Source organism: Geobacillus sp. LEMMY01 (assembly GCF_002042905.1).
Taxonomy (GTDB): Bacteria; Bacillota; Bacilli; order Bacillales; family Anoxybacillaceae; genus Geobacillus; species Geobacillus proteiniphilus.
Map to the genome: position 1 here is coordinate 41,273 of NZ_MVKA01000010.1, position 18,672 is coordinate 59,944.

At 54.2% G+C, this 18,672-nt stretch carries 24 protein-coding genes; all 24 read left to right on the forward strand.

Features of this window, described 5'->3' with window-relative positions; all coding sequences use genetic code 11:
* The 24 genes from hslU (at window position 1) to flhB (ending at window position 18,672) form a co-directional block, all read left to right on the forward strand.
* Complete coding sequence (gene hslU, locus B1A75_RS06625; RefSeq protein ID WP_139268077.1) at window positions 1–1,398, forward strand: ATP-dependent protease ATPase subunit HslU; 1,398 nt, start codon at window positions 1–3, stop codon at window positions 1,396–1,398.
* Window positions 1,399–1,414: 16 nt separating this feature from the next.
* Entirely contained in the window at window positions 1,415–2,194 is a 780-nt protein-coding gene (codY, locus tag B1A75_RS06630; protein WP_011230715.1) for a GTP-sensing pleiotropic transcriptional regulator CodY, read from the forward strand.
* Window positions 2,195–2,389: 195 nt separating this feature from the next.
* A complete protein-coding gene (flgB, locus tag B1A75_RS06635; RefSeq protein WP_079935953.1) occupies window positions 2,390–2,779 on the forward strand; it encodes a flagellar basal body rod protein FlgB in 390 nt (129 codons plus the stop codon).
* A gap of 3 nt (window positions 2,780–2,782) precedes the next feature.
* On the forward strand, window positions 2,783–3,235 hold the full coding sequence (gene flgC, locus B1A75_RS06640) for a flagellar basal body rod protein FlgC (RefSeq protein WP_079935954.1): 453 nt from the start codon (window positions 2,783–2,785) through the stop codon (window positions 3,233–3,235).
* Between the two features lie 19 nt (window positions 3,236–3,254).
* Window positions 3,255–3,551, forward strand: a complete 297-nt coding sequence (gene fliE, locus B1A75_RS06645) for a flagellar hook-basal body complex protein FliE (RefSeq protein WP_079935955.1) — start codon at window positions 3,255–3,257, stop codon at window positions 3,549–3,551.
* An 81-nt stretch (window positions 3,552–3,632) separates the two neighbouring features.
* Window positions 3,633–5,219 (forward strand): flagellar basal-body MS-ring/collar protein FliF, encoded by a 1,587-nt coding sequence (gene fliF, locus B1A75_RS06650; RefSeq protein ID WP_079935956.1) that lies wholly within the window; start codon window positions 3,633–3,635, stop codon window positions 5,217–5,219.
* A gap of 12 nt (window positions 5,220–5,231) precedes the next feature.
* A complete protein-coding gene (fliG, locus tag B1A75_RS06655) occupies window positions 5,232–6,251 on the forward strand; it encodes a flagellar motor switch protein FliG (RefSeq protein ID WP_011230720.1) in 1,020 nt (339 codons plus the stop codon).
* Entirely contained in the window at window positions 6,235–7,014 is a 780-nt protein-coding gene (fliH, locus tag B1A75_RS06660) for a flagellar assembly protein FliH (RefSeq protein WP_042380531.1), read from the forward strand. Before fliG ends, fliH begins: the two co-directional genes overlap by 17 nt.
* Window positions 6,992–8,302: a flagellar protein export ATPase FliI gene (gene fliI / locus B1A75_RS06665; RefSeq protein WP_074044421.1), complete on the forward strand. Its 1,311-nt coding sequence runs from the start codon at window positions 6,992–6,994 to the stop codon at window positions 8,300–8,302. Before fliH ends, fliI begins: the two co-directional genes overlap by 23 nt.
* Window positions 8,303–8,344: 42 nt before the next feature.
* Window positions 8,345–8,791: a flagellar export protein FliJ gene (fliJ, locus tag B1A75_RS06670; RefSeq protein WP_079935957.1), complete on the forward strand. Its 447-nt coding sequence runs from the start codon at window positions 8,345–8,347 to the stop codon at window positions 8,789–8,791.
* Window positions 8,792–9,403 carry a MotE family protein gene (locus B1A75_RS06675; protein ID WP_042380521.1) on the forward strand — a complete coding sequence of 204 codons (612 nt, stop codon included), beginning with the start codon at window positions 8,792–8,794 and terminating at the stop codon, window positions 9,401–9,403. It abuts the gene before it with no gap.
* The gene (locus B1A75_RS06680; protein WP_074043425.1) at window positions 9,400–10,590 is read left to right on the forward strand and encodes a flagellar hook-length control protein FliK; all 1,191 of its coding nucleotides are present in this window, start codon (window positions 9,400–9,402) and stop codon (window positions 10,588–10,590) included. Before B1A75_RS06675 ends, B1A75_RS06680 begins: the two co-directional genes overlap by 4 nt.
* Before the next feature lie 17 nt (window positions 10,591–10,607).
* Window positions 10,608–11,036 (forward strand): flagellar hook assembly protein FlgD, encoded by a 429-nt coding sequence (gene flgD / locus B1A75_RS06685; RefSeq protein ID WP_011230726.1) that lies wholly within the window; start codon window positions 10,608–10,610, stop codon window positions 11,034–11,036.
* An 18-nt stretch (window positions 11,037–11,054) separates the two neighbouring features.
* Window positions 11,055–11,915, forward strand: a complete 861-nt coding sequence (gene flgG / locus B1A75_RS06690) for a flagellar basal body rod protein FlgG (RefSeq protein ID WP_079935958.1) — start codon at window positions 11,055–11,057, stop codon at window positions 11,913–11,915.
* Between the two features lie 43 nt (window positions 11,916–11,958).
* Entirely contained in the window at window positions 11,959–12,183 is a 225-nt protein-coding gene (locus B1A75_RS06695) for a flagellar FlbD family protein (protein ID WP_011230728.1), read from the forward strand.
* A complete protein-coding gene (gene fliL / locus B1A75_RS06700) occupies window positions 12,170–12,598 on the forward strand; it encodes a flagellar basal body-associated protein FliL (protein ID WP_033025087.1) in 429 nt (142 codons plus the stop codon). Before B1A75_RS06695 ends, fliL begins: the two co-directional genes overlap by 14 nt.
* A 27-nt stretch (window positions 12,599–12,625) precedes the next feature.
* A complete protein-coding gene (gene fliM, locus B1A75_RS06705) occupies window positions 12,626–13,630 on the forward strand; it encodes a flagellar motor switch protein FliM (RefSeq protein ID WP_033025088.1) in 1,005 nt (334 codons plus the stop codon).
* Window positions 13,620–14,801, forward strand: a complete 1,182-nt coding sequence (gene fliY, locus B1A75_RS06710; RefSeq protein ID WP_033025089.1) for a flagellar motor switch phosphatase FliY — start codon at window positions 13,620–13,622, stop codon at window positions 14,799–14,801. The genes fliM and fliY overlap by 11 nt, the downstream gene beginning before the upstream one ends.
* 25 nt (window positions 14,802–14,826) lie before the next feature.
* Entirely contained in the window at window positions 14,827–15,186 is a 360-nt protein-coding gene (locus B1A75_RS06715; protein WP_033025091.1) for a response regulator, read from the forward strand.
* Window positions 15,187–15,205: 19 nt separating this feature from the next.
* A complete protein-coding gene (gene fliZ, locus B1A75_RS06720) occupies window positions 15,206–15,862 on the forward strand; it encodes a flagella biosynthesis regulatory protein FliZ (RefSeq protein WP_033025092.1) in 657 nt (218 codons plus the stop codon).
* Entirely contained in the window at window positions 15,855–16,523 is a 669-nt protein-coding gene (fliP, locus tag B1A75_RS06725) for a flagellar type III secretion system pore protein FliP (RefSeq protein ID WP_015374414.1), read from the forward strand. Before fliZ ends, fliP begins: the two co-directional genes overlap by 8 nt.
* Window positions 16,524–16,538: 15 nt before the next feature.
* A complete protein-coding gene (gene fliQ / locus B1A75_RS06730; RefSeq protein WP_011230735.1) occupies window positions 16,539–16,808 on the forward strand; it encodes a flagellar biosynthesis protein FliQ in 270 nt (89 codons plus the stop codon).
* Between the two features lie 6 nt (window positions 16,809–16,814).
* Entirely contained in the window at window positions 16,815–17,588 is a 774-nt protein-coding gene (gene fliR / locus B1A75_RS06735) for a flagellar biosynthetic protein FliR (protein ID WP_074043424.1), read from the forward strand.
* A 1-nt stretch (window position 17,589) separates the two neighbouring features.
* Window positions 17,590–18,672: a flagellar biosynthesis protein FlhB gene (flhB, locus tag B1A75_RS06740; RefSeq protein ID WP_074043423.1), complete on the forward strand. Its 1,083-nt coding sequence runs from the start codon at window positions 17,590–17,592 to the stop codon at window positions 18,670–18,672.

An 18,672-nucleotide genomic window follows, 5' to 3' on the forward strand; every position in this document is an offset into this window, starting at 1 on the left:
ATGATGGCGGAAACGTTGACTCCACGGCAGATTGTCGAAAAGCTCGATCAGTTCATCGTCGGGCAAAAAGAGGCAAAAAAGGCGGTGGCGATCGCGCTTCGCAACCGGTACCGCCGCAGTTTGCTCGATGAAAAATTGCGCGATGAAGTGATGCCGAAAAACATTTTAATGATCGGCCCGACCGGGGTCGGAAAGACGGAGATCGCCCGCCGGCTCGCCAAACTCGTCGGTGCGCCGTTCATCAAAGTCGAGGCGACGAAATTCACCGAAGTCGGCTATGTCGGGCGCGACGTCGAATCGATGGTGCGCGATTTGGTGGAAACGTCAGTTAGGCTCGTGAAAGAACGGAAAATGAACGAAGTGAAAGACAGGGCTGAACAGCAGGCGAACAAGCGGCTTGTTGAACTGCTCGTTCCGGGCAAGCCAAAGCAGACGATCAAAAACCCGCTTGAGCTGCTGTTTGGCGGCCAAGGAACCCAAGTGGACAACAGCTACAGCCATGAGGATGAACAGGTGGAGCAAAAGCGGCGCCAAGTTGCTTGGCAGCTGGCAAACGGGCAGCTTGAAAACGAGATGGTGACGATTGAAATCGAGGAACAGGCGCCGCTATGGTTTGACTTTTTGCAAGGGGCAGGCATTGAGCAGATGGGGATGAACATGCAGGACGCCTTGAGCAGCCTCATGCCGAAGCGGCGCAAAAAGCGGCGTCTCAAAGTGAGTGAAGCGCGCAAAGTGCTCATCAACGAGGAAGCGCAAAAGCTGATCGACATGGATGAAGTGACGCAAGAGGCCGTCCGCCTCGCTGAGCAGTCCGGCATCATTTTTATCGATGAAATCGACAAAATCGCCCGCAGCGGAGGGGTGTCCGGTTCGGCCGACGTCTCGCGCGAAGGGGTGCAGCGCGACATTTTGCCGATTGTCGAAGGGTCGACCGTCATGACGAAGTACGGCCCGGTGAAAACAGACCATATTTTATTCATCGCCGCCGGCGCGTTCCATATGGCGAAGCCGTCGGATTTGATCCCTGAGTTGCAAGGCCGTTTTCCGATCCGCGTCGAGCTTGCGAAACTTTCGGTCGACGATTTCGTAAGAATATTAGTCGAGCCGAATAACGCGCTCATTAAACAATATCAAGCTCTTTTGGCAACGGAAGGTATAAGTCTTGAATTTTCTGACGATGCTATTCGTAAGATTGCCGAGGTGGCGTTTGAAGTAAACCAGACGACCGACAACATCGGTGCGCGCCGGTTGCACACGATTTTGGAAAAGCTGCTGGAAGACTTGCTGTTTGAGGCGCCGGACATCGGGATCGACAAAGTCGTCATCACGCCGCAATATGTCGAGCAAAAACTCGGCAGCATCGTCAAAAACAAAGATTTAAGCGAGTTTATTTTATGAGGAGGAGATGAAATCAATGAACTTGCTAGAGAAAACGCGGAAAATCAACGCCATGCTGCAAAAGGCAGCCGGGCGGCCGGTCAATTTTAAAGAAATGGCAGAAACGCTTTGCGAAGTGATTGAAGCCAATGTGTTTGTCGTCAGCCGCCGCGGCAAACTGCTTGGATTCGCCATTAAACAATCGATTGAAAACGAACGGATGAAGCGGATGCTGGAGGAGCGCCAGTTTCCGGAAGAATACACGAAAAACTTGTTCAACATTACGGAAACGTCTCCTAATATCGATATTAATAGCGAATATACGGCGTTTCCAGTGGAAAATCGTGACTTGTTCAAAACCGGCTTGACGACGATCGTTCCGATCAACGGCGGGGGCGAGCGGCTCGGCACGCTCATTTTGTCGCGCCTTGACCGCGAGTTTGACAATGACGATCTCATTTTGGCTGAATACGGAGCGACGGTCGTCGGCATGGAAATTTTGCGTGAAAAGGCAGAAGAAATTGAAGAGGAAGCGCGCAGCAAGGCGGTCGTGCAAATGGCGATCAGCTCCCTTTCTTACAGCGAGCTTGAGGCGATCGAACACATTTTTGAGGAGCTTGACGGAACGGAAGGGCTGCTTGTAGCGAGCAAAATCGCCGACCGCGTCGGCATCACCCGCTCGGTCATTGTCAATGCTCTGCGCAAGCTTGAAAGCGCCGGCGTGATCGAATCGCGTTCACTCGGCATGAAAGGGACGTACATTAAAGTATTGAACGACAAGTTTTTAAGCGAACTTGAAAAATTGAAATCGAGCTGAACGGCGTAGCTGCCTAAGCCCGCTGGGTATTTTGGCCCGGCGGGTTTTTGTTTTGGCAAACATCCTTGGCATCGTTTTTCTGTTATGGCATCGTCGAAAAATAGTACCAAGTTCCGGCTATACATTGGGTTTTCTTTCCCGTAAAATGAAAACTAGCAGAAATTGTCGAAAAATAGGAGAAAAGAGGGGATTCCATTGGCGCTCTTTTCAGCGACGATCGACTGGCTTGAACAAGGGCTCCGCTACGCTGCGCTTCGCCAACAGGCGATCGCCGACAACATCGCCAACGCCGATACGCCGGGCTATAAGGCGAAAGATGTGCGCTTTCAGGCTGAATTGGAACGGGCGCTTCGGCTCGAGGCCAAACGGACGAATCCGAAGCATTTTTCGTTTCCAAACGAACAAAATGGAAAAATCATCGTGACGACGGACACGACGGTGAGTTACAATCATAATGGAAACAGTGTCGATATCGATCACGAAATGTCAAAACTAGCAGAAAACCAAATTTATTACAATGCCTTAATCGAGCGGCTCAACGGCAAATTTACAACGTTGAAAACAGTGATTAAAGGAGGAAAATAACGGGTGTCTTTGTTTCAAAGTCTAAACATTTCGGCTTCGGCGTTGACCGCCCAACGGTTGCGTATGGATGTTATTGCTTCCAACATCGCTAACGTCGATACGACGCGCGCTCGTCTTGTCAACGGCGAATGGGAGCCGTACCGCCGCAAAATGGTCATCATCGAACCGCGCAGCGGGTCGTTTTCGGGCTATTTGCAGGCTGCGCTCGGCCGTGCCGACGCGGTGGACGGCGGGGTGCGGGTGCGCGAAATTGTTGATGATCCTGCGCCGTTTAAGCTCGTCTACGACCCGAATCACCCGGATGCGGGCGTGGATGGCTATGTGCGTCTGCCAAACGTCGACCCGCTGAAAGAAATGGTTGACTTGATTGGGGCGACGCGTTCGTATGAGGCGAACGTCACGGTGTTGAATGCTTCAAAAGGAATGCTCATGAAGGCGCTCGAGATCGGGAAATAGCATGCGAGGGGGATAAACGATGATTGATGGAGCAAGCCGCATTGGGCTGACGATGTCTTCCGCCGTTTCGCCCCCAGCGAAGCCGGCTGAGGCGCAAAAGCAATTCGCCGCATTTTTCAAAGAAGCGCTCAACCGCGTGAACGAAGCGCAAATTCAAGCCGATGCGCTGACGGAAAAGCTCGTCCGCGGGGAGAACGTTCAGTTGCATGATGTGATGATCGCCGCGCAAAAAGCGAGCATCGCGTTGCAGCTGACACTGGAGATCCGCAACAAAGCGATCGAGGCGTATCAAGAAATGATGCGCATGCCATTGTAGCGGCAATGAACCGCACTACATACGGAAGCCGCCGCCATCGTTGCGCTATGGCGGCAGGTACTGGATCATCGGGGGAATCATATGGGGAACAAATGGAAAGAGTGGTGGAGCCGGGCTCGCGCGTTTTGGCAGGAACGGACAAAAAAGCAGAAATGGCTCGCGCTCACTGCGGCAGCGGCTGTGCTTTTGGCCGTTGGCGTCGGCGCCTTTTTCGCCACAAGAACGGAAATGGTGCCGCTCTACAGCAATTTGTCGCCGCAAGAAGCGGGGCAAATTAAAGCAACGCTTGACCAGCGCGGCGTTCCAGCCGAAGTGGCGGACGGCGGAACGACGATCAAAGTGCCGAAAGAGCAAGTGGACGCGCTGAAAGTCGAGCTCGCTGCTGAAGGCATCCCGAACAGCGGGGTCATTGACTATTCATTTTTCGGCCAAAACGCGAGCTTCGGCATGACGGATAACGAGTTCAATATGGTGAAGCTGAAGGCGATGCAAACGGAGCTCGCCAACTTGATCAAGACGATTGACGGCGTCGAGGACGCCAAAGTCATGATCAACCTTCCGCAGCCGAGCGTATTCGTTTCCGATGAGAAAGGGGAAGCCTCGGCCTCGATCGTGCTGAAGACGAAGCCGGGCTACCAATTCAGCGACGAGCAAATCAAAGCGCTCTATCATCTCGTCGCCAAAAGTGTTCCGAACCTCTCTACAGATAATATCGTCATTATGAATCAGTTTTTTGAGTATTTTGATTTAAAAAATGACGGCGAAAATTCGACAGGAACGACATTCGCCTCGCAACAGCAAATTAAAAAGCAGATCGAGCGCGACATTCAGCGCCAAGTGCAGCAACTGCTCGGCACGATGATGGGGCAGGATAAAGTCGTCGTTTCCGTGACGGCCGACATTGACTTTACGCAAGAAAAGCGGGAAGAAAACTTAGTCGCCCCGGTTGATGAGAAAAACAATGAGGGCATTGCCGTCAGCGTTCAGCGCATTAAAGAGACGTACTCCGGGAGCGGTGCGCCGCCCGGAGGCGCCGCTGGAACGGGAGCGAACGAAGTGCCGGGCTATCAAAACGCAAACGGCGCAGCAAACGGCAACTATGAACGAACCGAAGAGACGATCAACAACGAGGTAAACAAAATCAAAAAGCAAATCGTCGAAAGTCCATATAAAATCCGCGACCTAGGCATCCAAGTGATGGTCGAGCCGCCAGACCCTAATGATCCGAACTCGCTGCCGCCCGAGACGGTCAATGACATTCAAAAACTGCTAGGAACGATCGTCCGGACGTCAATCGACAAAAGCGAAGCGCAAACGCTCACTGATCAGGACATCAACAACCGCATCGTCGTTTCGGTGCAGAAGTTTAACGGCAAGCCGACATTCACCGAATCAACGCCGGATCGGCCGGCGTGGTGGTGGTATGCGGCCGGTGCAGGAGCGCTGTTGCTCGTTGCCTTGCTGTTGTTCCTCTGGCTGCGCCGACGCCGTGAAGACGAGGAAGAGGAAGAAGAACGCTTGTTCACTCCGCCGCTTTCGACGGAGCCGGATTTGCCGGAGCCGCCGGAGACGGAAGCAGCGTTGCGCCGCCGACAGCTTGAGCGGCTGGCGAAAGAAAAGCCGGATGAGTTTGCAAAACTATTAAAAACGTGGCTATCGGAAGAGTAGGGGGAACGGCGTATGGCAAAGCGCGAACGAAAAGGCGGGTTGTCGGGCAGGCAAAAAGCGGCCATCCTGCTTATTTCTCTCGGCCCGGATGTGTCGGCCTCTGTTTATAAACATTTATCCGAGGAAGAGATCGAGAAGCTGACGCTAGAAATTTCCAACGTCCGTCAAGTGACGGCTGAACAAAAAGAGGAAGTGCTTGAAGAGTTTCGACAGCTCGCCTTGGCGCAAGATTACATCGCCCAAGGCGGCATCGCCTATGCGAAAGAAGTGCTTGAAAAAGCGCTCGGCCCGGATAAGGCGATGCAGATCATCAACCGCCTGACATCGGCGCTGATGGTGCGGCCGTTTGATTTCGCCCGCAAAGCCGACCCGATGCAGCTGTTAAACTTCATTCAAAATGAACATCCGCAAACGATCGCTCTGATTCTTTCGTATTTGGAGCCGGCACAGGCAGGGCAAATTTTATCGGCGTTGCCACAGGAAATGCAGGCGGATGTCGCCCGGCGCATCGCGCTGATGGACAGCACATCGCCGGAGATTATCAATGAAGTCGAGCAAATTTTGGAGCGGCGGCTGTCCGCGACCGTCGTGCAAGATTACACGCAAGCCGGCGGAATTGAGGCGGTCGTTGAAGTGCTGAACCAAGTCGACCGGAGCACGGAGCGGACGATTTTGGATGCCTTGGAAATCCAAGACCCGGAACTGGCCGAGGAAATTAAAAAACGGATGTTTGTCTTTGAAGATATCGTGACGCTCGATCACCGCGCCATTCAGCGCGTCATCCGCGAGGTGGACAACAACGATCTCATGTTGGCGCTGAAAGTAGCGAGCGACGAAGTGAAAAACATTATTTTCCGCAACATGTCGACAAGAATGGCCGAGACGTTCAAAGAAGAAATGGAATATATGGGGCCAGTCCGGCTGCGTGATGTCGAGGAGGCGCAATCGCGCATCGTCGCAGTGATCCGCCGTCTCGAAGAGGCCGGAGAAATCGTCATCGCGCGCGGGGGAGGAGATGATATTATTGTCTAACGTCATTAAAGCGCCGAAATTGGCGGCGCGCGCTGGGAAAAAGACGATCGTCGTGCAGCGCCATGTTTCCGATCTTCCATCGTCCGCCGACGATCGGCAGCGGGAGATGGAAGCGGTCGCCGCCGCCAAGGAAGAAGCAGCCAAGCTTCGCCGCCAGGCAGAGCAATATTACGAATCGGTGCGCGAGCAGTTGGCCCGCGAGCAAGAGGAATGGCAGCGTGAGAAAGAGCGTCTCATGCAGGAAGCGCGCGCCCGCGGGTATGAAGACGGCTATGCGGCTGGGCGCGAGGAGGCGCTTGGCGAGCACCGCGCGTTGATCGAGCAAGCCCGCCGTTTGGCGGAGCGAGCGAACACCGAATTTTACGCTCGCATCGAATCGACGGCTGAGGCGATGCTGGAGGTGGCGTTAAAAGCGGCCGAACGCATTATCGGCGCCGCGCTTGAGGGCGATCGAAACGCCTTTTTGCCGCTTGTGCACCAAGCATTGCAGGAAGTGCGCCGGCAAACGGAAGTGGCCGTTTATGTGCATCCGCACTGCTACGAAATAGTGGCAGAGCAAAAAGAGCTGCTGAAATCCGTGTTTCCGCATCGCGTCGATCTATTTATTTACCCGGACGATGCGCTCCCTGAATACGGCTGTGTCGTGGAGACGCCGTTTGGGCGCATCGAGGCGAGCGTCGATGTGCAGCTTGAGCGGCTGCGCGAGGCGCTCTACCGGCGATTGAAGGAGGGGGCGTTTTCTGAACTGGCAGGCGCTTCTTGATGAAATAGACGCCGTCGACTTGTATAAACGGTTTGGCAAAGTGTCGCGCGTCATCGGCTTGATGATGGAATCGAAAGGGCCGGAAAGCTCGATCGGCGATCTTTGTTACATCCATGAACAGAGCGGCCGCCGGAAAATTCCCGCCGAAGTCGTCGGCTTTCATGAACAGCACGTCTTGCTTATGCCGTTTTCCGCCATGTCTCATATCGCTCCCGGCTGCCTTGTCGAAGCGACCGGCCGGCCGCTTGAAGTGCACGTCGGCGATGCGCTCATCGGCATGATTCTTGATCCGCTCGGCCAACCGCTTGACGGGAGCCCGTTGCCGCCCGGGCTGAAGCCGGTGTCGGTCGAACGCGATCCGCCCAATCCGCTCGTTCGGCCGCCGATTGCCGAACCGCTTGAAGTCGGCATCCGCGTCATCGACAGCCTGCTTGCCGTCGGCAAGGGGCAACGCGTCGGCATTTTTGCCGGCTCGGGCGTCGGCAAAAGCACGCTCATGGGAATGATCGCCCGCCATACGTCGGCCGATGTGAACGTCATCGCCTTAATCGGCGAGCGCGGCCGCGAAGTGCGCGAGTTTTTAGAGCGCGACCTTGGCCCGGACGGCTTGGCCCGCTCTGTCGTCGTCGTCGCCACGTCCGACCAGCCGGCGCTGATGCGCGTCAAAGGCGCCTATACGGCAACGGCGATCGCCGAATATTTCCGCGACCAAGGGGCGGATGTCATGCTCATGATGGACTCGGTCACCCGCGTCGCTATGGCGCAGCGGGAGATTGGCCTTGCCGTCGGTGAGCCGCCGACGACGAAAGGCTATACGCCATCGGTCTTCGCCCTCCTGCCAAAGCTGCTTGAACGGGCTGGAACGAACGCTTCCGGCACGATCACCGCGTTTTATACGGTGCTTGTTGACGGCGATGACATGAATGAGCCGATCGCTGATGCGGTGCGCGGCATTTTGGATGGCCATTTTGTGTTGGAACGCCAGCTGGCGAACAAAGGGCATTACCCGGCGATTAACGTGCTCAAAAGCGTCAGCCGCGTCATGCCCCACATTATCAGCGCAGAGCACCGCGAAGCGGCAAACCGGTTCCGCCGCCTTCTGTCCACTTATATAGATTCGGAGGATTTGATTCAAATCGGGGCGTACAAACGGGGGTCGTCCCAAGAAATTGATGAGGCGATCGAATTTTATCCGCAAATGATGGCGTTTTGCCGCCAAAACATCGATGAAAAAACGACGCGCGCCGAAAGCATTGATGGGTTGTTGCGCTTGTTGTCGGTTCGGTGAGAAATCGCGCGTCATTTTCAGACGATGAAAGGGTGAACAAATGTGACGCCGACGTTTCGGCTGCAAAAAGTGCTGGCGATGAAAGAAAAAGAAAAAGAGAAGGCGCTTGGCGAATACGAGGAGGCGGTCCGCCGGTTTGAGCAGGCAGCCGAAGCGCTTTACCGCCTGCTTAAGGAAAAAGAAGAATGCGTGGCGGCTCGGGATGAACAGCTTCAAGCCGGCCTGTCCGTTGGAGACATTCGCCTTAGGCTGCAATATATGGCGAATTTAGAGCGGACGATCGACCATTATCAGCTCGTCGTCATGCAGGCGCGCGAGCAGATGCAGCGCCGGCAACAGCGTTTGATGGAATTGAATATCGAAGTGAAAAAATACGAAAAAATGCGTGAGCGCATTAAGCGGTGGGCCGAGCAGCTTGAGAGGGAAGCGGAACGCCGCCTGCTCGATGAAATGGCGGTTCAACGCTTTGCAAGGCAAGGAGAGGTATAGATGGCAGAGAGCAAAGTTGAACAGGAAATGCAGGCGAGCTGGTGGCAATGGCTGTTGTTCGTCATTGTCATTCCGAGTGCGTTTGCCGTCTCTTTTCTGTTGTTGATTTTAAACGTTGCCGGCGTTGATGTGGCCAAGGCGGCAAAGCAGTGGACAATAAAGGCGCCGTTTGTCTCCGAGTGGATCGACTGGAGCAAAAGGGAGAAAGCTTTGCAAAAAACGATTGAAGCTCAGCAGCAGACGATTGAACAGCAAAAACGAACGATCGCCGACCAACAAAAGCAAATCAAGCGGTTGAAAAACGAATTGGCGGCAAAGGAAAAGGAAATCGCCCAGCTGTCTGCGCCAAGCGAGAAAACGGACGCTCAGGCTGAGCCTGTTGACGAGCCAGCCTTGACGGAAGAAGATGTCGCCGGCATGTATGACGCCATGTCGGAAAAACAGGCGGCGGCTATTTTAGCGGAACTGCCTGAGAGCGAAGCGCTCCGTGTACTGAGCCAGATTGACGGCGACAAAGCGGCAGCCATTTTGGAACAAATGCCGGCTGGGCAGGCGGCGAAACTGTTGGCATCGTTAAGCAAAAGGGCGATGGGGAAGGAGGCGGCCGAATGAAAGTAACGATCACAGCAAGCGCGCCGCCATCCGCAGGCACTATGGCGGTGAAAAAAGAATCAGAAAACACCAGCGTGTTCGCGGCGCTGCTTGCGCACAAGCAACAAGAACGATCGCCGGTAGGGATAGAGATGGGCTTGTTTAGAGAGAGGTCGAACGGAAACAAAGAGCCAGATTTGCAAAATGTTGGAATGGAAACGGGCGCAGCCGGACAACCATCTTCAGCGGAAAAGAAGCCGGCGCAAATGGAATCATTGTGGCTTGCCCCTTCCATCGTGGCCGCTTTGGCTATCGCTCCGATTTCGGCGGCTGCAGGCGCGCCGCTTTTGGCGGCGGACGGGCAGCGAAGTGGCAAAGACGCTGATGGTCTAACATTTCCATTCACCGACGTGATGAATGAAGAAGCGACAATTGCCGCTCAGCCGGCGGCGGCTGAAGCGGGATTCGAACATGCGTTCATAAACGAAGGACGGAAAAGCGGCAATAGGGACAAAGAATCTTTTTCGCCTTCCAGCGGAAAAACAGGGATGTTTCCACCGCTCCCGAGCGACGGCGACCAGCGTCCATTCAATGAGCAAGGAGGCAAAATGCCGGTTGTCGCGCTGCCTAACGGAGCTTCTTCCGTCCGTCCGGCTGGCGAAAAAGACGTTTCGCTGCAAAAAAGGGGGGACAAGGGGCATGGCGGCGAGGCCGCTCCTTCATTCACCACTCCTCCTGCGCTTTTATCACCCTCCTCTTCATCTGTTGGGCTGATCGGCGAGATGCCGGCGTCAGCTGGCGGAAGCGTCGCTGATCAAGTCGCCCACGCGCTAAGGTCGGCGCGGTGGATGAAGTTGCCAAACGGTGTCATGCAGCTTGTCATCCGTCTGCATCCGGAACATCTCGGGACGGTGACGGTGAAAATGACAGAGGAAGGTGGAAAGCTCGCCGCCAAGCTGCTCGTGGCGAACGACGCGGTGAAAGAGTTGCTCTACGCTCATTTGCCGCAGCTTGCTCAGCAGCTTGATGCGAGTTACATCACGGTCGAAAAATGGACCGTTTGGTCGGATTATGACAGCTCCGCCATGCCGCCGTATTCCGGGAACCGCCAAGGAGGACAGCAGCAGGGCGAATCGCGGCAAAAACAAAAGCGGGAGCAATCATCTTCCTTCCCGTTTGCGCTAGACGGGATCGAAGCTGACGCATAAGGGGGAAAAGAACGAGGATGACAACGAATGCGATTGATGGCAGCTTATGGCTGGCAAACGCGGTTCAGCCGGAACGGAAAACGGGCAATCAAATTTTAGGAAAAGACGACTTTCTCAAAATTTTGCTCGCTCAGCTAGAAAACCAAGACCCGCTCAATCCGATGGAAGATAAAGATTTTATCGCGCAAATGGCGAGCTTCTCCTCGCTTGAGCAAATGATGAACATCGCCAATTTGATGCAGCAATGGATGCAAGCGTCAAGCCGCGATGCGCTTTTGCGCTACAGCGAGTGGATCGGCAAAACGGTGCACTGGCAAGACGGCGAGACGATGATGAGCGCCGTCGTTCAATCGGTCATGCAAAAAGACGGCCAAGTGACCCTTGGGCTTGATAACGGGACAACGATTGCCGCGGATGCGGTCGTGAAAGTTGAACAAAAAGGATAAAAAGGGGAGAGAAAACCGATGCTTCGTTCCATGTATTCCGGAATCGGCGCCATGCGCAACTTCCAAACGAAGTTGGATGTCATCGGCAACAATATTGCCAATGTCAATACGTACGGGTTTAAAAAAGGACGAACGATTTTCAAAGATTTGATGAGCCAGACGATTTCTGGAGCAAGCGGGCCCAATGCCGGCCGCGGCGGGACGAATCCAAAGCAGGTCGGGCTCGGTTCGCAGCTGGCGGCGATCGACACCGTCCATACGCAAGGCAGCTTGCAAACGACCGGGCGCGTGCTTGATTTGGCGATTTCAGGGGATGGATTCTTTATTCTCGGCGAGTTGAATAATGGAAATCTTATAAATCCGTTGTTTACGAGAGCAGGAAATTTTTATTTAGATAAAGAGGGATATATTGTCAATGCCGATGGCTTATATTTAGTCGGTGAAGGATATCAGAACGGGGCATTTACGGGAAAACGGGCTCGAATTCAAATTCCAACTGATGCGAAAAGCGTCAGCATCGGCGCTGATGGGGTTGTGAACTATGTAGATGCGGTTGGAAACTTGCAAGTGGCAGGGAGAATTCGACTGGCCAAGTTCCCCAACAATGATGGGTTAGAAAAAGTAGGAGGAAATTTATTTAGAGAAACAGCCAACTCAGGCACAATCATCAATCCAAATAATCAAAACGAATGGATTGCCTACCCGCCTCAAGAAAGCGGAGCGGGCTCAATCGTTTCCGGCGCGCTTGAGATGTCCAACGTCGACCTTGCCGAGGAATTCACGGAGATGATCGTCGCCCAACGCGGCTTCCAGGCGAATACGCGCATCATTACGACATCGGATGAAATTTTGCAAGAGCTTGTCAACTTGAAAAAATAGAATAGGAGGTAGGGCGTGAGCGGCGTCTTGCGCCTGCTGGCCGATGATTTCGTTAACGAAGCTCAACGGCAAACGGTTTGTGCTCAATGCGCTGTACATCGAACAAATTGAAGCGTTTCCTGATACGACCGTGACGCTGACGAACGGAAAAAAATTCGTCGTCCGCGAAACGGTCGAGCAAGTGGCCGCACGAGCAAGCGAATTTTACCGGCAGCTTGGCGTGTTTCGCTTACCGAAAGCAGGAGGATTGGACAGTGAAAGGGAATAAAGCAATCAAAACGATGATCATTGTGCTGGCGGTCATCGCTTTGGCTGGCACGGCGGCGCTTGTTGCGGTGATGAAGATGGGGAATGCGGAAAAACAAGGGGAGCCAAGCGCCGACGAGCTAGCGGAAAGCTCGATCGACATTCCGGAAATGACAACGAACTTGGCGGACGGACGGTATATTAAAATCTCATTTAAAATCCAGACCGACAGCGCCAAAGCGCGGGAAGAGGCGGAAAAACGCGACTTTCAAATTAAAGACGCGATCATCGAACAGCTCTCGCAGATGAAAGCGGCCGACTTTAAAGGAAAAGAAGGGCTGACGGCGTTGAAAGAGCGGCTGAAGCGCGAGATCAACGCGTTGATGCAGGAAGGGAGAGTGGAGAACGTCTATATTACCTCTTTTATTCTCCAGTAGCCCTGCCATCTGAAGGGGGGAAATGAAATGACAGCCGGGGAAGTATTGTCGCAAAGCGAAATTGACGCGTTGCTCGCTGCGCTTTCTGCAGGAGAAATGAGCGCGGAGGAGCTGAAAAAGGAAGAGGAAGGCCGACGCGTCAAAACGTATGATTTCCGGCGGGCGCTTCGGTTTTCTAAAGACCAAATCCGCAGCCTGACGCGCATTCATGAGAATTTCGCCCGCTTGTTGACGACGTTTTTTTCCGCCCAGTTGCGCACGTATGTGCAAATTTCGGTCGCATCGGCCGACCAAATTCCATACGAAGAATTTGTCCGCTCCATCCCGAAAATGACGATCATCAATGTCTTTGAGGTGCCGCCGCTCAACGGGCATGTCCTTTTGGAAGTCAACCCGAACATCGCTTACGCTATGCTTGACCGGGTGATGGGCGGGCGCGGCGTCGGCATGGATAAAGTGGACCATTTGACCGAGATTGAAACACGCATCATGTCCAATTTGTTTGATAAGGCGTTCACCCATTGGCGCGACGCTTGGGAATCGGTGGCGGAAGTCGACCCGCTCTTTGTCGATTTTGAAGTCAATCCGCAGTTTTTGCGCATGATCGCGCCGAACGACACCGTCGTCGTCATTTCGCTCAACACGCAAATCGGCGAAGCGCGCGGCATGATGAATGTGTGCATTCCGCATGTCGTCTTGGAGCCGATTATGCCGCGGCTGTCGGTGCATTACTGGATGCAGGCGCAAAAAAAAGAGCGTTCCCCCGAGGAAGCGAAACGGATCGAACAGCGGATCCGCGCGGCAAAATTGCCGATTATCGCCGAACTGGGAACGGCGGTCATCACGGTCAATGAATTTCTTCAACTCGAGGCCGGCGATGTCATTCAGCTCGAGCAGTCGATTCATGAGCCGCTCGTGGTCAAAATCGGCCATATTCCAAAGTTTATCGGCCAGCCGGGGAAGCGGAACAAAAAGCTGGCGGTGCAAATTTTAGCGATGATCGAGGGGGACGAAGACGACCATGATGAATGATGGAATGTTGTCGCAGGATGAAATTGATGCTTTGTTGCGCGGAATGGACAGCGACGGCCATGTTCCGGCGCTCCATGATATTCTGACTCCGCTCGAGCAAGACGCCCTTGGGGAAATCGGCAATATTTCTTTCGGCAGTTCGGCTACCGCGTTGTCAATGTTATTGAACCAAAAGGTGGAAATTACGACGCCAAGCGTGTCCATTATCGAGCGCACAAGCGTCGCCGATGAATTTCCACAGCCATATGTCGCCATCCAAGTCAACTATACGGAAGGACTGCTCGGAACAAACTTGCTTGTCATTAAGCAGCAAGACGCGGCGATTATCGCTGATTTAATGCTTGGCGGCGACGGAACGGCGGCCGATGGCCCGCTCGGAGAGATTCAGCTGAGCGCTGTTCAAGAAGCGATGAATCAAATGATGGGCTCGGCGGCGACGTCGATGTCGACCGTCTTTGGCAAGCGGGTCGATATTTCCCCGCCGACGCTCCATCTGCTTGATTTGGCGGAAGGAAAAGGGATGGAATATTTGCCGGACGAAGATTTTTTCATTAAAGTGTCGTTTCGGCTGAAAATCGGCGAGTTGATCGACTCAAGCATTATGCAGCTGTTGCCGATCGATTTCGCGAAAGAATTGGTTGCCCAATTGCTCGGCTCGTCGCTTGAGGAGCCGGGGACCGCGGAAGTCAATCCCAAGCCGTCGGCGGATGCGCGGCCGTTTAGCGAGCCGCATCCTGTTCCGACTTACGCTCAGGCGAACAGCGGTGCGGCCGTTTCAGAAGCGGCGAGCCGCGCGACGGATGAACCGCCGGCTGGGCGCGCGGACAAGGAGAGGGATGGTGCAACCGCGCGGCATATTCAAACCGCCGATTTCGTCGAGTTCGATGCCCCGCCGCTTGCGGCAACGGAGGCGCGCAATTTGGAGCTGCTGTTTGATGTGCCGCTGCAGGTGACGGTTGAACTCGGACGGACGAAGCGTTCAGTGCAGGAAATTTTGCAGCTGTCGACTGGATCGATCATTGAGCTCGATAAGCTGGCCGGCGAACCGGTCGACGTGTTTGTCAACAACAAGCTGATCGCTAAAGGCGAGGTTGTCGTCATCGATGAAAATTTCGGCGTCCGCATCACGGACATCATCAGCCAAAGCGATCGGTTAACACGGCTAAAATAAACAGGCGTTTGGGAGGTAAGGGGACATGGCAAGAGTGCTTGTCGTTGATGATGCGGCATTTATGCGCATGATGATTAAAGACATTTTGACGAAAAACGGACATGAAGTCGTCGCCGAAGCGGCCGATGGGCGGCAGGCGATCGAGAAATACAAGGAAACGCGGCCTGATGTAGTGACAATGGATATTACGATGCCGGAGATGGATGGGATTACGGCGCTCAAGGAAATTAAAAAAATCGACAGCAACGCCAAAGTCATTATGTGCTCAGCGATGGGGCAGCAGGCAATGGTGATTGATGCCATTCAAGCCGGGGCGAAAGATTTTGTGGTCAAGCCGTTCCAAGCGGACCGCGTCATCGAAGCGATCAACAAAACGATCGGGTGAGCGATCAGAGGTGGAGACTATGGCAATCTGGCGCTGGGCGGCCGTTTTGCTGGCAGCATCCATCGCTTTAGGGCCGGTGCCGGCATCGGCCGCCCAAAGCCCGACGGTCGCCGACTGCCTGCAGCATCCCGATTCATGCGGGCCGTCAGCTCCTTCCGGGCAACAGACAAAACAGACAGCGAATCAAGCCGCTGATGCGGTTTCCGCTTCCGATGTGCTTCGGCTCATCGGCGCGACCGCCTTTGTTCTCTTCCTTCTTTATGCGCTGTTTCAATGGCTTTCCCGCCGTCAGCTGTTCGTTTCCGGCCAAAAAGGCGCCATCGAGCACCTTGGGGGAACAAGCGTCGGGGCGAACCGCTCTGTGCAGCTGATTAAAGTCGGCCGCCGGCTGCTCGTCATCGGCGTCGGCGATTCGATTCAGTTGCTTAAGGAAATTGAAGATGAAGACGAAATCAATGAGTTGTTAGCGCAGCATCGCGAACGGTTGGAACGGATGGCGGAGTTCGACCGGCTTGGCTCCCTCCTTCGCGGTGGGTGGACGGTGAAATCAAAGCGGAAAAGAGGTTCGCTGTCATCGTTTTCGGCGCTGTTGGCTGAGGAGATGAAGCAAATGGCCGAAAAGCGAAACGAGTGGCTCAATCGGTTGAAGAAGAAAGGGACGGCGGGCGATGAGTGAATTTGTCCATATGTTTGATTCGATGGCTCCCGAGCACGTGTCGACAGCGGTGAAGCTTCTTCTGCTGCTCACCGTGTTGTCGATCGCTCCCGGCATTTTAATTATGATGACATGTTTTACGCGCATCGTCATCGTTTTGTCGTTTGTGCGCACGGCGCTCGGCACGCAGCAGATGCCGCCGAACCAAGTGCTCGTCGGGCTCGCGCTGTTTTTAACATTTTTCATTATGGCGCCAACCTGGAAAGAAATCAACGACCAGGCATTGCAGCCGCTGTTTGCTGACAAAATTGATTTGGAGGAGGCGTACGAACGGGCGGCTGTTCCGCTGAAGCAGTTTATGAGCCAATACACAAGGCAGGAAGATTTGGCGCTGTTTTTATCGTACAGCGGCGCCAAACAGCCGAAAACGGTCAACGACATCCCGATGACCGCGCTCGTGCCGGCGTTTGCCATCAGTGAGTTGAAAACGGCGTTTCAAATGGGCTTTATGATTTTTATTCCGTTTTTAGTCATCGACATGATCGTCGCCAGCGTCTTAATGTCGATGGGAATGATGATGCTGCCGCCAGTGATGATTTCGCTGCCGTTTAAAATTTTATTGTTTGTCCTTGTTGATGGCTGGCATTTGGTCGTCAAATCATTGTTGCAAAGTTTTCAATAAAGATAGGTGGCGTTTATGAGTGCCGATTTCATCATCCGCCTTGCTGAACAAGGCGTGTATATCGTGCTTGTCGTCTGCGGGCCGCTCTTGTTGTTGTCCCTTGCCGTCGGGCTTGTCGTCAGCATTTTTCAGGCTGCGACGCAAATTCAAGAGCAGACGCTCGCGTTTGTGCCGAAAATCGTCGCCGTCTTGCTTGGGCTTGTGTTCTTTGGGCCGTGGATGCTCTCGAAAATGGTGTCGTACGCGCACGATATTTTCAACAATCTTGCTTCGTTTATAGGCTGATCGGCGATGGAACAAGTATGGACTTATTTTCCGGCGTTTTTGCTCGTCTTTGTCCGCGCCGCTTCATTTCTCGCGGCGATGCCTCTGTTTTCCTATCGGACCGTGCCGGCTTCGTATAAAGTCGGACTGGCGTTTTTGTTCAGCTGGCTGTTGTTTTTGGCGATGCCCAAACCGGTGTTGGCGCTTGACGGCGTGTACGTATTGCTTGTCGTAAAAGAGGCGCTTGTCGGGCTGGCGCTTGGGTTGCTGGCGGCGATCCTCATGGCGGCGGTGCAAATCGCCGGCGGCTTGATCGATTTTCAAATCGGGTTTGCCATCGCCAACGTCATCGACCCGCAAACCGGAGCGCAAAGCCCGCTGCTTGGCGAATATCTTCATTTGCTGGCGCTTTTGCTTTTGCTTATGCTTGACGGGCACCATTTGCTGCTTGACGGCATGTTTTACAGCTATCATTGGCTGCCGCTTGACCGCTTGCCGCACATCGCCGACGGGCAGGCGGTGGAGTACGTCGTGCGGGTGTTCGCTGCCATGTTTGCCGCCGCTGTGCAAATGGCCGCCCCGCTTGTCGGATCGCTCTTTTTAGTCGACGTGGCGCTTGGCATCATTGCCCGCGCGGTGCCGCAAATGAACATTTTCGCGGTCGGTTTTTCCGCCAAAACGGCGGCGGCGTTTTTGCTCCTCTTGGCGGCGGTTGGGGGAATATTGCTCGCGGCGCGCAGCGTATTTCACTTCATGTTTGCCTCGTTGCGCGAGTTTATGCGGCTGTTGGGGGGCGGATAAGATGGGCGAGTGGCGGCTCGATTTGCAATTTTTCGCTGGGGAAAAAACGGAAAAAGCGACGCCTCGCAAACGGCAAGAAGTGCGGGAAAAAGGGCAGGTGGCCAAAAGCGGCGATGTCGTCTCCGCTTCCGTGTTGCTTGCTTCGTTTCTTGCTTTGTCCTTGGCCGGGGCGTACGAGCGGGACGGTCTGTTGCGGTTGTTCGCCCGCGCCTTGTCCGATTACGCGTCCGCTTCGTTGACGGTTGACTCACTTCACCGGCTGTTTCTTGACTGGCTTTCCCATGCGGCCTTGCTTTTGGCGCCGCTGTTCGCCGCCGCAGTGCTGGCGGCTGGGTTGGCCAACTTTTTGCAAATCGGCGCCTTGTTTACCGTTGAACCGTTAAAAATGGATTGGAACCGCCTTAATCCCGTGCAAGGAATGAAACGGCTGTTTTCGTTGCGCGCCTTGGTCGAGCTGTTGAAATCTATGTTAAAATCTGGAATCATCGGTGCGGTCGTGTTCGCCGCGCTGCTGGCCGAACGAAGCGAGCTTGCGGCGCTCGTTTCCAAGACGCCGGGTGCGGCTTTGACTGTCGTCGGCGGCTTGACGGTGAAAATGGGGCTGTACGCCGCGGCGGCGCTCTTGTTTTTAGCGCTGTTTGATTACTTGTATCAGCGGTTTGAATTTGAAAAAAGCATCCGCATGTCCAAGCAGGACATTAAAGATGAATACAAAAAGACGGAAGGCGATCCGCTCATCAAATCGCGCATCAAGCAAAAACAGCGCGAGATGGCGATGAGGCGGATGATGCAGGAAGTGCCGAACGCGGACGTCGTCATTACGAACCCGACGCATTACGCCGTTGCCCTCAAGTATGAAGACGGCAAGATGGAAGCGCCGGTCGTCGTCGCGAAAGGGGCGGATTATATGGCGTTGAAAATCAAGGAAGTGGCGAAAGCCCACGGCGTCGTTACCGTTGAGAACCGTCCGTTGGCGCAGGCGCTCTACCGCCAGACGGAAGTCGGCGACATGATTCCAGAGGCGTTTTTTAAGGCAGTGGCGGAAATTTTGGCGTACGTCTATCGGCTCAAGGGAAACGTGTAG